This window comes from Paenibacillus sp. 79R4, from assembly GCF_013393165.1.
GTDB lineage: Bacteria > Bacillota > Bacilli > Paenibacillales > Paenibacillaceae > Fontibacillus.
Genome location: NZ_QJOT01000004.1, coordinates 227,643 through 241,278, shown reverse-complemented (window position 1 = coordinate 241,278; position 13,636 = coordinate 227,643). Strand labels below are relative to the sequence as shown.

Sequence of the window (13,636 nt, the reverse complement as noted above, 5' to 3'; positions counted from 1 at the left end):
ACCATCATGAACAAACCATTATTAGCAAGCTATACTCCGATGATTGAATACAGGGAAGCTTGGGATAAGCAAAAAGAATTAGTAAAAGCGATCAGCGATGGACAGCAGCAGGAGCACCTGCTGCTTCTTCAGCATCCGCCGACTTATACGATTGGCTCTCAGCAGCATCCTGAGCACTTGCTGCTCAGTCCAGAGCAGTTGCAGGAGCAGGGGATCTCACTGGTCCAAATCGACCGTGGCGGGGACATTACCTATCATGGACCGGGCCAATTAGTGGGGTATCCGCTATTGCTGCTCGATGGTGAGAATGGCCTTGATCTCCACGGTTATTTGCGTAATCTCGAACAGGTGATTATTAATTATTTGGCCCAGTTTGGAATCGAAGGGTCTAGAAAGCCGGAATATACCGGTGTCTGGGCCGGAAATGTCAAGATTACAGCGATTGGCGTCAAGTTCAATAAATGCCGTCATCGTCGCGGCTTTGTTACGAGTCACGGCTTTGCTTTTAATATCAAATCCGGCATTCAGAACGAGGGCTTCCAGGGGATAATTCCGTGCGGAATTCAGGAATTCGGGGTCACTTCGCTGGAAGATGTCACGGGCCAGACCTTTACGGTTGAACAAGTGGCCCATGACATCATTCCTTATTTTAATGAAGTCTTCGGTTATGAGGCGATATGGGAAGATGCTAACGCATGAGCAGAGGTTCAAGCAGTGCAAACAGTGTAGAACCTACCATGGCAAACAACATCAGATAGACTACGATTTTTAACCATTTTTTAGACATACCTTAACTCCTTTTAAATATAGATTTGTTAAAGTTGGTTTACCTTCTATAATATCGTAAACGCGAAAGAGAGGAAAGTCCAATGATCAATAAGGAAAGATTGATTCAACTCTTCCTGGAATTGGTCCGCATTGACAGCGAGACGAAGCATGAGCGGGAAATTGCCGATGTTCTGATTCATAAATTTACGGAACTGGGACTTGAAGTTGTTGAGGACGATTCTATGGCCAAAACGGGACATGGTGCCGGAAATCTGATCGCGACTTTGAAGCCGAGCGTTCAGACCAATGCCGAGCCATTTTTGTTCACGAGTCATATGGATACGGTCGCTCCCGGAGCAGGAATTAATCCTATCGTTGGGGAGGATGGCTGGATCCGCAGTGACGGTACGACGATTCTTGGCTCTGATGATAAGGCTGGTGTAGCCTCGTTGCTGGAGGTCATTCAAGTGCTGCGCGAGCGCAATTTACCGCATGGGCAAATCCAGTTCGTTATCACCGTAGGTGAGGAAATGGGCATGACAGGCTCTCGGGCGCTGGATACTGGCTTGCTTGATGCCAAATTTGGCTTTGCCTTTGATTCCAACGGGGATGTAGGCACGATCTGTGTAGCTTCTCCTTCCCGTGCCCTCATTACGATCGATATCTATGGGAAATCGGCTCATGCCGGGGTGAATCCGGAGGATGGCATCAGTGCGATCCAAGTGGCAGGCAAGACGATTGCGCGTATGACGCTTGGACGGATTGATGAGGAGACTACAGCGAATATCGGCAAGTTCGAAGGCGGGGGAGAGACGAATATCGTCCCTGATCATGTGAAGCTATATGCCGAGGCGCGCAGCACCTCGCAGGCGAAGCTGGAGCGACAAATTGCCGGAATGAAGGAAGCGGTGGAATCGACCTGTCGGGATTATCATACCAAGGGAGTCTTTAACAGTACGATCGTATATCCTTCCTTTCACCTCTCCGAGCAGGAGCCAGTGGTTGTTCTGGCGCAGCAAGCAGCAGGGAAGCTGGGACTGTCAGGCACAACATTTATGTCGGGTGGCGGCAGCGACGCCAATATCTTCAATGGACTGGGCATTCCAACTGTAAATCTGGCTGTTGGCTATGAGGACATTCATACGACACGTGAACGGATCAAGGCTGAGGATATTGTGAAGACTGCTGAGTTGGCTTTGGAGATCATTGCACAGACCGTAAAATAAAAATAGTAATCAACGACAAAGAAAACCGTTCAACAGCCGTTAAGGGCTTATGAGCGGTTTTGTTTGATGTTGGCGTTTAAATGCTCCGGCAGATTACTTCTTTGTTTGTCAGTCCCTGTCGAATGCCAATGCGTTTGCTCGACTAAAGCCAGCGTGTCCAAAAATCCGTGAATATACTTCTCGATTTTAAGCCGTTCATCCTGATCCGGGTGGTACAATTCCATCCGCCTTCTCAGTCGCAGAACCTTCTCCTGGAGACGGCAGGCGGCTGCGCCATAACGCAATGAAGCCATGGAAGGGCAGGTTTCAGCCAAGGCGGTAAAGATCGCAGCGGCTTCTTCATAACGGGTTTGATCATACAGAATTTCTCCGTATATCCTGGCGGCCTCCTGATAAGGAGCCTTAGGGGGAAGCAGCTTATGCTCTATTTCGAGGAGGTGCTGCTCCGCCAGTTCTCTATAACCTGCCTCATAGAGGCTGGAAATCAGGACGCATTGTAACACCGGGTCGCTGTTACCGGTCAGCTTAGCGGCTGCATTCAACATGCCGGATGACACGGAGTACTGAATAAGCTCGGAGCGGTCAAAATAATTATATTCAGGCACCTCTGCAGAATCGCTAGTGCTTTCCAAGCGGGTAAGCATTGAATTTAGTTCTTCTGTGCGCTCCAAATCCGGAATATCAGACGTGCTATCTAATTGCGGCGGTCTGTGTGCCATTATTCATTCACCTCTTTTATATTCTACTATTTGTTGGCCCGCGTTCGAATAAAATCTCTAACTTTGGCGGATTTTCCTGCTTCTTTTTGCCATTGGTTGAGCATAATACGAACTTGCCAGGCTTTGCCTTGAACACGAACTGATTTTTTTGAAAAATAGCTTTTCATGAGCGCTGCTCCTTTACATGGAGGTTTGGTATAATAACACCATATGTCCGAAGCGGACAAGTTATGAGTGACTTAATGAAGGATCGAATATTTCATGAGGAGGATCATAGATCATATGACAGATAAACTGATGGAGAAGACCATTTCGACTGAGCCGGTTTTTAAGGGGAAGGTAATTTCATTACAGGTGGATACAGTAGAACTACCGGACGGAAGCACAGCTACGAGGGAGATTGTGAAGCATCCCGGAGCAGTGGCCGTGCTCGCTTTTCACAATGAAAGGCTGCTGATGGTTGATCAATTCCGCCAAGCGATGGGCCGCTGTGAGCTGGAAATTCCAGCAGGTAAGCTGGAGAAAGGTGAAGAACCGATGGAGGCTGCTGCCCGTGAGCTTCAAGAGGAAACCGGCTATCGCTGCGAGCGTATGACGCATCTGCATTCCTTCTATACGGCTCCAGGCTTCTCAGATGAGATAATTCATCTGTATTTAGCCGAGGAGTTAACGAGCGGGGAGATGTCGCCCGATGAGGATGAATTCCTTGAGGTCTACGAGGTTAGCTTTGAAGAAGCTCAGCAATATCTCGCTGAGGGGCGAATTGCTGATGCCAAGACGATGGTAGCCTTTTATATCTGGCAGCAGCGCAGGCTGACTCAGCAGGCAGGGAAGTAGATGGCAATGAATAGCTCAAATGAAATGAACCACGCAAACCTCTCCTCATATTTTGCTGATTTGCATATTCATATTGGCAGAACCGAAGCGGGGGATCCGGTGAAAATCAGCGGCAGCCGTAACCTCACGTTTGCCAATATTGCTAAAGAAGCTGCCGAGCGCAAAGGAATTCAACTGGTCGGCATCATCGATTGTCATTCACCTGGTGTTCAAGCGGATATCATAACCAGCCTGGAGCAGGGGCAAATGCAGGAGCTTGCAGATGGTGGCATCGCATACGAAGGGACGACTCTGCTGCTCGGCAGTGAATTGGAAATCAGGGAGCCAGGCATGGGGCCGGCCCATCTGCTCGTATTTTTTCCGTATTTCGAGACGATGCGTTCCTTCACAGAATGGTTGAAGCCAAGGATGAAGAATGTCCAGCTTAGCTCGCAGCGGGTATATGTGCCTGCGCGCGAACTGCAGGAAGAAGTGTATCGGCGGGGCGGATTGGTCATCCCTGCGCATATTTTCACACCGCATCGGAGTATATACGGAAGCTGTGCTCCGCGAATTTCAGATGTGCTCGATCCCGGATTGATCAGTGCGGTTGAGCTGGGCCTGAGCGCAGATTCAGAGATGGCCGGGTTGATCAGCGAGCTGGATCAATACACGATACTAACAAACTCGGACGCACATTCCTTGGGCAAGATTGGCAGGGAGTACAATAAAATGATGTTGCAGGCCCCGACTTATCGGGAGTTTGAATTTGCCCTCCGCGGCAAGGACGGAAGAAAGGTTGCCGGCAATTACGGTCTCAACCCGCGGCTTGGGAAGTATCATCGCACATACTGCGGCAGCTGCAACTACATCATTGATGAAGCGGAAGTATCGGTGGATCGTTGTCCATATTGCGGAAGTACCAAGCTTGTACGGGGGGTTCTGGACCGAATTCAATCGATCGCCGACCGTAGAGAATCGAGTATACCGGAGTTCAGGCCGCCGTATCATTATCAGGTCCCGCTGGAATTTATCCCGGGCCTGGGGCCGTCGAAGCTTAATCAGCTATTGGCGGTGTTTGGTACGGAAATGAATATTTTGCATCATGTCTCCAAGGAGCAGTTGTCGGAGGTCGTTGGTGAAGAATTGGCAGACAAAATATGCGCTGCCCGCGCCGGTACATTGCATCTTCAGGCTGGAGGCGGCGGGATATACGGCAAGGTTGTGCAAGAATAGCAGGACATGCTGGAACTTAAGCATAAGGGAGCGGACTTCTTCATAGCTTGTATTATCAGGATAATCAAGGTTACATCTTGAATCCTCAGAGATATTGAAGCTGGATTAGAAGGGGGCTCCCAATGCTGCAACCAATTCGTCACTCCTTACGGGATCAGACACCGTTATATGTATTTGTCAGTGTATTATTTTTGATGGGGGTTGTGTTCGGCGCACTGATGGTCAATGCCTTAACATTAGAGCAGCAACAGGATTTGTCTCGCTATTTGGGGGACTTTTTCGTATCGGTGAACGATGGAGGAACTTCATTCCAGACCTTATCCTTCTGGGCAGTAGCAAGCCTGCATTTGAAGTGGCTGGGCTTGATCTGGCTACTGGGTCTTTCGGTTATCGGATTGCCGGGAATTCTTATTCTTGATTTTCTTAAGGGAGTTCTGATCGGCTTTACGGTAGGATGTCTGGTCGGACAGTTCACATGGAAAGGTCTGCTGTTCGCCATTGTGTCCGTCGCCCCGCATAATTTGATCGTTATCCCGGCACTGCTGATCGCGAGCGTAGCCGCGGTGGGATTTTCATTAAGCATTATTCGCAATCGGGTGCTTTTGCATCGCAGCGGAAGTGCGGCCAGGCCCTTCTTTTCGTATACTTCGCTAACGCTGGCTATGGCGGCGATCCTGCTGGCTATTTCCACCTTTGAGACCTGGATATCTCCCGAGCTCATGAGCTGGGTGACCCCGCTATTGATATAGGTTCTCACTCTAGCAAAATGTTTGACTTTGTTGATTAACTCCCCCTATAATGAAAGAAGCGAATTATTAAAGCAGCTTAATGTCGGCGATGCTTGGGGAGGGAGAACGTGGAAGTGAAAGTCGAGAAAATCAAACAAGAGTTACAATCCCATGGCTATAAATTGACGCCCCAGCGGGAAGCCACGGTTCGCGTATTGCTCGAGAATGAAGAAGATCATCTTAGTGCTGAAGATGTATTCATGCTCGTTAAAGATAAAGCTCCTGAGATAGGTTTGGCTACCGTATACCGGACCCTGGAGTTACTTAGTGAACTTCATGTCGTTGAGAAGATCAACTTCGGCGACGGTGTAGCCAGATATGATTTGCGAACCGATACGAACAAGCATCACCACCACCATTTGATCTGCGTTCAATGTGGGGCAATGGATGAGATACGTGAGGATTGGCTTGGGCCATTAGAAGAACGTCTGGAGAAAGAATATAATTTTACGGTTCTTGATCATCGTCTTGACTTCCAGGGGATCTGTCATCGTTGTAAGGATAAGGCAGATAAAACGGAAAAGACGGAAGAGTAATAGCCGGAAGATGGCCATTATAATTAAGTAAATGACAATAAGGCAGAGCTGATTAACCGCTCTGTCTTATTTTTGTCTTCGGTTGTACGATAGTCGAATCTGTTATTTGCTTGCTTTTGCATGTACAATAAAAGGGGTAGAAGCTCTCATAAACCTGGCGGATTAGATATATACTTGTACAAATGCGGTTCTCGTTCCATGGCGGAACAGGTCGGCAATCCGTGGCAAAGGTAGGGGAGAGCGATGGTCATTTCTTTGCGCAAGAGTCTACGTCTATTGAAGTATGTAGTTGTATTTATTATGCTTGCTTATGCTTTATACAAAGCGTTTAGCTACCTGGATGTAGCTTTGCTCCCGATGGATAAATATCGCATTCCGGAGGGCTCAGCGGTGAAGGCCTTTCATGCAGGAAGTATGGAGGCGGTAGATCCGGAGACCCCGCTGCAAAGGTTGAAGTTATTTTTTTGGTATGGTGAATAATGATAGATTAGGATGAGAGAGGGCGATGAATTGCAACAGGTTATTGCCTCTTTTATATCGCAATTGGCGGATCGTAAAGGTCTGAGTGAGCGAACGCAGGAAGCATACACCCGCGATTTACAGCAGTTTGCAGCTTATTTGCAGAGCCGTGGAATCGATGATTTTAATGAGGTCACCCGGGCCGGGATTTTGCTCTATTTCTCCGCTCTGAAGGAGAAGGGCAAGTCGCCAGCGACCATCGCCAGGGTCACTGTGACTCTACGGTCTTTTATACATTACTTGCTGCAGGAGCGGATGATGGATCATGATCCGTTCCTGATGATTATGTCTCCGAGAATGGACAGGACTCCACCTGAGACGTTAACCATTGAAGAGACGGAAGCTTTGCTGGACATGCCTGATCCGGATACCCCCTTGGGATTAAGGGACAAGGCGATGCTTGAATTATTGTATGCTACAGGAATTCGAGTAAGCGAGCTGATCTCTCTGGAGGTAAGCGACATTCATTTGCAGCTGCAATTTCTGCGCTGTGCAGGGGAGAATGGTAAAGAGCGAATTATTCCTGTTGGGCCCATAACGATAGAATGGCTGGGCCGTTATTTGAAGGATTGCCGTCCAAGATGGGTGAAGGAAGCGGGCCAAGGCCCCTTGTTCTCAAATCGTCAGGGAGGAATGCTGAGCCGTCAAGGGTTTTGGAAGATCGTGAAGAAATACGGGGCGGAGGCCGGGATCAACAAGCCGATTACTCCACACACTTTACGACATTCCTTCGCTGTGCATTTACTTCAGGGTGGGGCGGATGTGCGTGCTGTGCAAGAGATGTTAGGCAATCAGAGCGCTTCGACTCTACAGCTCTATTTGAATAAATCGGGAGGAAATCTAAAAGCGGTGTACGATTCCTTTCATCCCCGGGCAAAGCGGCAAATAGAAGATCGATCCGACCGTACCAAGGAGTAAAAGATGCGTAAGGCCCTTTAATATAACTTAAGGAGAAATGATAATGACACTTACTAAAGAAATGATTGTAGAGGCGGCCGATTATATTTCGTCCGTGGCCCAGATGAAGCCGGAGGTCGGGCTGATTCTCGGCTCTGGTCTTGGAATTCTTGCCGACCACATGGAACAGGCGGTCAGCATTTCCTATGCGGATATTCCTCACTTCCCGCAGTCCACGGTAGAAGGACATGCTGGTGAGTTGTTAATCGGTCAAGTGCAGGGCAAGCCGATCGCTATGATGAAGGGCCGCTTCCATATGTATGAGGGTTACGGTCCTGAATTGACGGCATTCCCTGTGCGGGTCATGAAAGAACTGGGCGTAAAGACGCTGCTCGTTACCAATGCGGCCGGTGGTGTTAATACCTCCTTCACTCCAGGCGATCTGATGCTTATTTCCGATCATCTCAATATGACAGGGAAGAACCCGCTGATCGGTGCCAATGACGATGAGCTTGGACCGCGTTTCCCGGATATGTCGCAGGCTTACAGTCGCAGATTGCGCGAGCTGGCCCGGTCTGCTGCGGACAAGCTGGGGTTCTCGCTCCAGGAAGGCGTGTATGCTGGATTGCTTGGGCCGTCCTATGAGACCCCGGCAGAGATTCGCATGCTGCGTACACTGGGCGCGGACGCTGTCGGCATGTCCACTGTCTCAGAAGTCATTGTAGCGAGCCATGCGGGGCTTGAGGTGCTTGGTATCTCCTGTATCAGCAACATGGCGGCGGGGATTTTGGATCAGCCTTTATCCCATGCCGAAGTCATGGAGACGACGGATCGTGTACGCGAGCAGTTCCTTCGTCTGGTACAGACGATCATACCGCAGCTCTGATTAGGAGATCAAGTATAATAAAACTTTAACCAAAGCGACGTTCCTGTACAAGGCATAAGCCTCAGGGGAACGTCGCTTTTTTTATTGATGACACGTCATGCAGGAATATAATGCCATGAAATGGAGCATACTAGGTTAGCAGAATCCAGACTTTTAGTATAAAGGGGGAACAACCGCTTGAAGAAACTGCTAATCAGTGGGCTAATGGCTCTTATATTGACAGTATCTGCAGGGCCTATCGCGGCTTTGGCAGAGGACGGAGGGGCGCGCGATAACGCAGAAGTACTGACGCTGGCGGAGAATGCTCGTTCCGCTATCCTGATAGATGCGGACACCGGGACGGTTATTTATGAGAAACATAGTCATGAGAAGCTGCCGCCTGCCAGTATAACGAAAATTATGACGATGCTGCTGACGATGGAAGCGATCGATGAGGGTCGCTTGAAGCTGACAGATAAGGTGACGACGAGTGAGCATGCTTCATCGATGGGCGGCTCGCAAATTTTCCTCGAGGTCGGGGAAGAAATGACGGTCGACGATCTATTGAAGGGAATAGCAATGGCCTCCGGCAATGACGCTTCCGTGGCGTTGGCAGAGAAGATCGCAGGCTCGGAACAGGGCTTTGTCAAGCTGATGAATGAGCGGGCTCAAGAGCTTGGGCTCAAGGACACCCATTTTGCCAACTGCAATGGATTACCGGTAGCCGATCACTACAGCTCTGCTCATGATATCGCCATGATGAGTCGCGAATTGCTGAAATATGAGGGGATTACGAAGTACACAGGTTCCTATCAGGATTACTTGCGCAAGGATTCCCCTAAGCCATTCTGGCTCGTGAATACGAACAAGCTGGTCCGCTTCTACAGCGGGGCAGATGGCCTTAAGACGGGCTATACCTCAGAAGCCAAGTTCTGTCTGGCAGCGACAGCGAAGCGCGATGGAATGCGTTTGATTGCGGTCGTGCTTGGAGAGCCGAATACAAAGACGCGTAACAGTGAAGTATCCGCGATGTTTGACTATGCATTTTCGCAATATGCGCTGCAACCGATCTATAAATCCGGCGAGGTGATCGGCAAAGTTAAGGTTCAGAAGGGGGAGGCCGCGCAGCTTGAACTGACCGCTACCAAGACGATGAGCGTTCTGGTCAAGAAGGGCTCCAAGCTGGAAAATATTACGCAAAAGCTGGTTGTTCCCGAGAAGATTGCCGCCCCTGTCAAGGAAGGGCAATTGATTGGCCAACTGCTGATTGTCCAGGATGGACGGACGCTGGCTGAGTTCGATCTGAATGCGGCTACCGCGATTAACAAGGCGGGCTTTTGGACCTTATTTAAACGAACGGCCGCACATATGTTTTTTGTAGATTAATAGGTTTTTTCTTCTAGTTTTGTCATAGAGCAGGATTCGTTCGAAGTCATGTAGAATTGTTGTGTTCATGTCAGGGAGGAGAGTGAACAGACGTGAATTTGCAAATGGAAACTGTTAGGCATCGTGAGACGCTGATTGTACGTTTATCCGGTGAACTGGATCACCATACAGCGGATTTGGTGCGTATGCGTATGGATGAGGAGATTGGCCGAGAAGGCTGCCGTAATCTCCTGCTCAGTCTCAAATCGCTGCAATTCATGGACAGCTCAGGGCTTGGAGTTATACTCGGACGTTATAAGCTGATTAAGCAAAAGGGCGGAAAGATGGTTGTCAGCGATGTGAATCCTCCGGTATACCGCTTACTGGAGATGTCAGGCTTGTTCAAGATTATGTCTATTTATGAAAATGAGAGCAATGCGCTCTCGGAGTTGGAGGTCGCTTTATGATGGAGAACAACCGTAACTTTATGACCTTGCAATTCGCGGCAAAATCGGAGAATGAGTCCTTCGCCAGAGTAACGGTAGCCGCTTTTGTCTCTCAGCTGGATCCGACGATGGATGAGATTACAGATTTGAAGACCGTAGTGTCTGAAGCGGTCACAAACTCTATAATCCATGGTTATGAGGAAAATTCGGAAGGGGTCGTCACGATTTCCGCCTGGATTGAGGAGGATACGATTACCCTGCTCATCGAAGACAAAGGCCGCGGGATCGAAGACCTGGAGCTGGCCAAGCAGCCGCTATACACTTCCAAGCCGGAGCTGGAACGGTCCGGGATGGGTTTTACCATCATGGAGAATTTTATGGATGAGTTCGACGTCGCGAGCGAGGTTGGCGGCGGCACTTCGATTCGGATGAAGAAGAGGATCGTATCAAAGAAAGCTTTATACAATTAGGGGTTGGAGATATGGATGCCGAAGTGAAGCAAGCCTCGAGAGAGTATTTGGACGATGCGGAAGTGAAAAGGCTGATCGCCTTGAGCCAGGCCGGAGATAATGTGGCCAGGGACAGGCTCGTAAGCTGCAACACAAGGCTGGTCTGGTCGGTCGTGCAGCGGTTTATGAATCGCGGCTACGAGCCGGAGGATTTGTTCCAAATCGGCTGCATCGGACTGTTAAAGTCGGTGGATAAATTCGATCTAAGCTATGACGTCAAATTCTCAACCTATGCGGTTCCGATGATTATCGGGGAAATTCAGCGCTTCCTGCGTGATGATGGAACGCTGAAGGTTAGCCGTTCGTTGAAGGAAATGGCGAATAAGGTACGCAAGAAGAAGGACGAGCTGTCCAAGGTGCTGAACCGGCTGCCGACGGTGAAGGAAGTGGCGGAGGAGCTCGGGGTAACGCCGGAGGATGTCGTATTCGCCCAGGAGGCCAATAAACCGCCAGCCTCTATCCATGAGACGGTGTTCGAGAATGATGGCGACCCGATTACACTGATGGATCAGATCGCCGATGAGTCCCAGGAACGCTGGTTCGACAAGCTGGCTCTGCATGAGGCGATCGACGGCTTGTCAGAGCGGGAGCGGCTGATTGTGTATTTGCGCTATTATCGCGATCAGACGCAATCCGAGGTTGCGGCCAGGCTTGGCATTTCCCAGGTTCAGGTGTCCAGGCTGGAGAAGAAAATTCTACAGAGCATTCGCGATCAGATTGCTCAATAGCTGTTCCAGTGGATGACGTTGGATCGCTGCTCTAAGATTTAGGTCTGTGATAAGCTCGATGCGATTGAAAGACAGGGGTTGTCTCAAGGGTTGAATTTTTGACCCTTAGACAACCCCTTTTGCATGCCCATAGATGCTGCTGATCCTCATGTGCTTTGGTGCAGTCCGGAGTAGTAGCCGGACATTTTGGACCGTTAGCGTCCAATTTTTAGTTCGTCCTGCTTGTAACGGTCAATTTTGTCCATTATAGAGGAAAGGAGCGCGGGAAACTGCTGATTTTTGCTTCTAAAGGTCAAAAGTGTCCGTTAGGGTACAAGATTGTGTTGTTCTTGTTCTAACGGACTTTTTTGACCGTCTTATTAGCGCCTTAAACCGCGAATGTCATAACTTTCGAGTAAATGTAAGTCTCCCTTGGCATACTATGGACATTACGAAAAAAAGGGGTGGCTATCATTGAATCCAATACCTCATCCCTGCATTTATGTTCGGCTGCGCAAGCAGGTCAGGCTTCCGGTTGGCTCACCCATTCATCTCCGCGACATCGCTCGCGTACTCGCCGAGCCTCATCAAGAAGAAGTCCTGCTAAATTTGGAGCTGGAACGTCCGGAGAAGAGCGATGGCAATCTGATCGTGATTGATACCCTGCAAGTGATTTCTGTGATCAAGCAGCGCTTTCCGACGGCTCAGGTGGAAGTAATCGGCGAGTCGCATGTGCTGATCGAAATGATCGTGAAGGAGAAGAAGCCTTCACTTCTGCTATTTGCGGCTGTCTGGCTCCTGCTGTTCTTTGGAGCCGCATTGACGATCATGAACTTCCATGCTGATGTAAGCATGCCGGAGGTTCAGGTGCGAATCGTGGAGATGATTACGGGTCACCGGGACGAGCACCCTTATCTTTTTCAAGGCGCGTACTCCCTTGGCATCGGCTTTGGGATGATCATCTTCTTCAATCATCTATTCAAGAAGAAATGGAATGAGGAGCCTACCCCGCTTGAGGTCGAGATGTTCCTGTACCAGGAAAATCTGAATCAATATGTGGTTGCTGAGGAATATAAACGGATGAGCGAACAAGAGGCTAAGCAGAAGGGGGAGAAGCCCCTTTGAGCGTTGCGGTGATATACGGTGGTCTTATGTTTCTCGGATTTGCTGGAGGAGTCGCCGTCGGTGCCGGGGTTATCGCTTTATTTATCGTGCTGGATATGATTCCACGTCTGGCTCAGATTACACGAACCTTCGATAAAGTTCACTGGTATGAAGGCGCGATGGTCAGCGGCTCCTTTCTCGGTACGATCGCTGATTTCTGGAATTGGAAAATAGCCGGACCTTGGGCGTTCAGCGGTGTTGTCGGCCTGTTTAATGGTATTTTTATCGGCATGCTGGCGGCCGCATTAACCGAGGTGCTGAACGTTCTGCCGATCATTGCCAAACGGCTTCATATGCAGCGGTACTTATTTGGCTTGCTGCTGGCGATGGTGTTTGGGAAGGTAGCTGGCTCGCTATTCGAATGGTTCATTTACAATCCGTAAGGAAATTCAAAAATCCGCTTTTGACCACGAGGTAGACCAGGGGAGCGGATTCGGCATCGAATCTTGAATTCAGCCGGGCCCTCCGGTGCTCACGTACCCAAACCGTACGTTCCGCTCCTCGGCCCCTAAGCTTCATCCAACCTTCTCGGTGTTGAAAACCGGATTTTTGAATCTTTACTGAAATGAGGAAATTCAAAAATCCGCTTTTGACCACGAGGTAGACCGGGGGAGCGGATTCGGCATCGAATCTTGAATTCAGCCGGGCCCTCCGGTGCTCACGTACCCAAACCGTACGTTCCGCTCCTCGGCCCCTAAGCTTCATCCAACCTTCTCGGTGTTGAAAACCGGATTTTTGAATCTTTACTGAAATGAGGAAATTCAAAAATCCGCTTTTGACCACGAGGTAGATCAGGGGAGCGGATTCGGCATCGAATCTTGAATTCAGCCGGGCCCTCCGGTGCTCACGTACCCAAACCGTACGTTCCGCTCCTCGACCCCTAAGCTTCATCCAACCTTCTCGGTGTTGAAAACCGGATTTTTGAATCTTTACTGAAATGAGGAAATTCAAAAATCCGCTTTTGACCACGAGGTAGACCGGGGGAGCGGATTCGGCATCGAATCTTGAATTCAGCCGGGCCCTCCGGTGCTCACGTACCCAAACCGTACGTTCCGTCCTCGGCCCCTAAGCTTCA

At 49.5% G+C, this 13,636-nt stretch carries 18 protein-coding genes; 15 read left to right on the top strand and 3 right to left on the bottom strand.

Annotated elements, in window-relative coordinates; translation table 11 throughout:
- Positions 1 to 6 precede the first annotated feature (6 nt).
- The gene (lipB, locus tag DMN77_RS07085) at positions 7 to 699 is read left to right on the top strand and encodes a lipoyl(octanoyl) transferase LipB (protein WP_068781801.1); all 693 of its coding nucleotides are present in this window, start codon (positions 7 to 9) and stop codon (positions 697 to 699) included.
- On the opposite strand, the gene prli42 is transcribed toward lipB, so the two are convergent.
- The gene (prli42, locus tag DMN77_RS07080; RefSeq protein ID WP_082790156.1) at positions 689 to 787 is read right to left on the bottom strand and encodes a stressosome-associated protein Prli42; all 99 of its coding nucleotides are present in this window, start codon (positions 785 to 787) and stop codon (positions 689 to 691) included. The two genes, lipB and prli42, sit on opposite strands and share 11 nt — an antisense overlap.
- Before the next feature lie 82 nt (positions 788 to 869).
- Between prli42 and DMN77_RS07075 the strand changes: the two genes are divergently transcribed.
- Positions 870 to 1,994 (top strand): M20/M25/M40 family metallo-hydrolase, encoded by a 1,125-nt coding sequence (locus DMN77_RS07075; RefSeq protein WP_068781800.1) that lies wholly within the window; start codon positions 870 to 872, stop codon positions 1,992 to 1,994.
- 47 nt (positions 1,995 to 2,041) lie between these two features.
- On the opposite strand, the gene DMN77_RS07070 is transcribed toward DMN77_RS07075, so the two are convergent.
- Together DMN77_RS07070 and mciZ are read right to left on the bottom strand one after the other, a co-directional pair.
- Positions 2,042 to 2,713 (bottom strand): tetratricopeptide repeat protein, encoded by a 672-nt coding sequence (locus tag DMN77_RS07070; RefSeq protein ID WP_068781799.1) that lies wholly within the window; start codon positions 2,711 to 2,713, stop codon positions 2,042 to 2,044.
- 26 nt (positions 2,714 to 2,739) lie between these two features.
- The gene (gene mciZ / locus DMN77_RS07065; RefSeq protein ID WP_082790155.1) at positions 2,740 to 2,880 is read right to left on the bottom strand and encodes a Z-ring formation inhibitor MciZ; all 141 of its coding nucleotides are present in this window, start codon (positions 2,878 to 2,880) and stop codon (positions 2,740 to 2,742) included.
- Positions 2,881 to 2,995: 115 nt separating this feature from the next.
- On the opposite strand from mciZ, the gene DMN77_RS07060 reads away from it, so the two are divergent.
- From DMN77_RS07060 to DMN77_RS07000, 13 genes are all read left to right on the top strand, one after another.
- A complete protein-coding gene (locus tag DMN77_RS07060) occupies positions 2,996 to 3,550 on the top strand; it encodes an NUDIX domain-containing protein (RefSeq protein WP_195714290.1) in 555 nt (184 codons plus the stop codon).
- A 6-nt stretch (positions 3,551 to 3,556) separates the two neighbouring features.
- Positions 3,557 to 4,765, top strand: a complete 1,209-nt coding sequence (locus DMN77_RS07055) for an endonuclease Q family protein (protein WP_068781837.1) — start codon at positions 3,557 to 3,559, stop codon at positions 4,763 to 4,765.
- A gap of 122 nt (positions 4,766 to 4,887) precedes the next feature.
- Complete coding sequence (spoIIM, locus tag DMN77_RS07050) at positions 4,888 to 5,514, top strand: stage II sporulation protein M (RefSeq protein WP_179014156.1); 627 nt, start codon at positions 4,888 to 4,890, stop codon at positions 5,512 to 5,514.
- A gap of 107 nt (positions 5,515 to 5,621) precedes the next feature.
- Positions 5,622 to 6,089: a ferric iron uptake transcriptional regulator gene (gene fur, locus DMN77_RS07045; protein ID WP_179014154.1), complete on the top strand. Its 468-nt coding sequence runs from the start codon at positions 5,622 to 5,624 to the stop codon at positions 6,087 to 6,089.
- A gap of 243 nt (positions 6,090 to 6,332) precedes the next feature.
- Entirely contained in the window at positions 6,333 to 6,569 is a 237-nt protein-coding gene (locus DMN77_RS07040) for a DUF4227 family protein (protein WP_068781796.1), read from the top strand.
- A 30-nt stretch (positions 6,570 to 6,599) separates the two neighbouring features.
- Positions 6,600 to 7,526 (top strand): site-specific tyrosine recombinase XerD, encoded by a 927-nt coding sequence (gene xerD / locus DMN77_RS07035; RefSeq protein WP_256872273.1) that lies wholly within the window; start codon positions 6,600 to 6,602, stop codon positions 7,524 to 7,526.
- Between the two features lie 37 nt (positions 7,527 to 7,563).
- The gene (locus DMN77_RS07030; protein WP_068781794.1) at positions 7,564 to 8,391 is read left to right on the top strand and encodes a purine-nucleoside phosphorylase; all 828 of its coding nucleotides are present in this window, start codon (positions 7,564 to 7,566) and stop codon (positions 8,389 to 8,391) included.
- 177 nt (positions 8,392 to 8,568) lie between these two features.
- Positions 8,569 to 9,756: a D-alanyl-D-alanine carboxypeptidase family protein gene (locus DMN77_RS07025; RefSeq protein WP_068781793.1), complete on the top strand. Its 1,188-nt coding sequence runs from the start codon at positions 8,569 to 8,571 to the stop codon at positions 9,754 to 9,756.
- A gap of 92 nt (positions 9,757 to 9,848) precedes the next feature.
- Positions 9,849 to 10,202 carry an anti-sigma F factor antagonist gene (spoIIAA, locus tag DMN77_RS07020; protein ID WP_068781792.1) on the top strand — a complete coding sequence of 118 codons (354 nt, stop codon included), beginning with the start codon at positions 9,849 to 9,851 and terminating at the stop codon, positions 10,200 to 10,202.
- Positions 10,199 to 10,651: an anti-sigma F factor gene (gene spoIIAB / locus DMN77_RS07015; protein WP_068781791.1), complete on the top strand. Its 453-nt coding sequence runs from the start codon at positions 10,199 to 10,201 to the stop codon at positions 10,649 to 10,651. Before spoIIAA ends, spoIIAB begins: the two co-directional genes overlap by 4 nt.
- Positions 10,652 to 10,662: 11 nt before the next feature.
- Positions 10,663 to 11,418 (top strand): RNA polymerase sporulation sigma factor SigF, encoded by a 756-nt coding sequence (gene sigF / locus DMN77_RS07010; RefSeq protein WP_068781790.1) that lies wholly within the window; start codon positions 10,663 to 10,665, stop codon positions 11,416 to 11,418.
- Between the two features lie 453 nt (positions 11,419 to 11,871).
- Positions 11,872 to 12,522 (top strand): stage V sporulation protein AA, encoded by a 651-nt coding sequence (locus tag DMN77_RS07005; protein WP_068781789.1) that lies wholly within the window; start codon positions 11,872 to 11,874, stop codon positions 12,520 to 12,522.
- 26 nt (positions 12,523 to 12,548) lie between these two features.
- Positions 12,549 to 12,944, top strand: coding sequence for a stage V sporulation protein AB (locus tag DMN77_RS07000; protein ID WP_068781835.1), 396 nt, complete (start codon positions 12,549 to 12,551; stop codon positions 12,942 to 12,944).
- Positions 12,945 to 13,636: the final 692 nt, after the last annotated feature.

Coding starts and splice junctions, on each gene's coding strand:
- DMN77_RS07055 (WP_068781837.1), top strand. CDS start 3,557: ATGAATAGCTCAAATGAAATGAACCACGCAAACCTCTCCTCATATTTT.
- prli42 (WP_082790156.1), bottom strand. CDS start 787: ATGTCTAAAAAATGGTTAAAAATCGTAGTCTATCTGATGTTGTTTGCC.
- DMN77_RS07075 (WP_068781800.1), top strand. CDS start 870: ATGATCAATAAGGAAAGATTGATTCAACTCTTCCTGGAATTGGTCCGC.
- mciZ (WP_082790155.1), bottom strand. CDS start 2,880: ATGAAAAGCTATTTTTCAAAAAAATCAGTTCGTGTTCAAGGCAAAGCC.
- DMN77_RS07000 (WP_068781835.1), top strand. CDS start 12,549: ATGTTTCTCGGATTTGCTGGAGGAGTCGCCGTCGGTGCCGGGGTTATC.
- DMN77_RS07030 (WP_068781794.1), top strand. CDS start 7,564: ATGATAATGACACTTACTAAAGAAATGATTGTAGAGGCGGCCGATTAT.
- DMN77_RS07070 (WP_068781799.1), bottom strand. CDS start 2,713: ATGGCACACAGACCGCCGCAATTAGATAGCACGTCTGATATTCCGGAT.
- DMN77_RS07060 (WP_195714290.1), top strand. CDS start 2,996: ATGACAGATAAACTGATGGAGAAGACCATTTCGACTGAGCCGGTTTTT.
- spoIIM (WP_179014156.1), top strand. CDS start 4,888: ATGCTGCAACCAATTCGTCACTCCTTACGGGATCAGACACCGTTATAT.
- sigF (WP_068781790.1), top strand. CDS start 10,663: ATGGATGCCGAAGTGAAGCAAGCCTCGAGAGAGTATTTGGACGATGCG.
- spoIIAB (WP_068781791.1), top strand. CDS start 10,199: ATGATGGAGAACAACCGTAACTTTATGACCTTGCAATTCGCGGCAAAA.
- DMN77_RS07040 (WP_068781796.1), top strand. CDS start 6,333: ATGGTCATTTCTTTGCGCAAGAGTCTACGTCTATTGAAGTATGTAGTT.
- lipB (WP_068781801.1), top strand. CDS start 7: ATGAACAAACCATTATTAGCAAGCTATACTCCGATGATTGAATACAGG.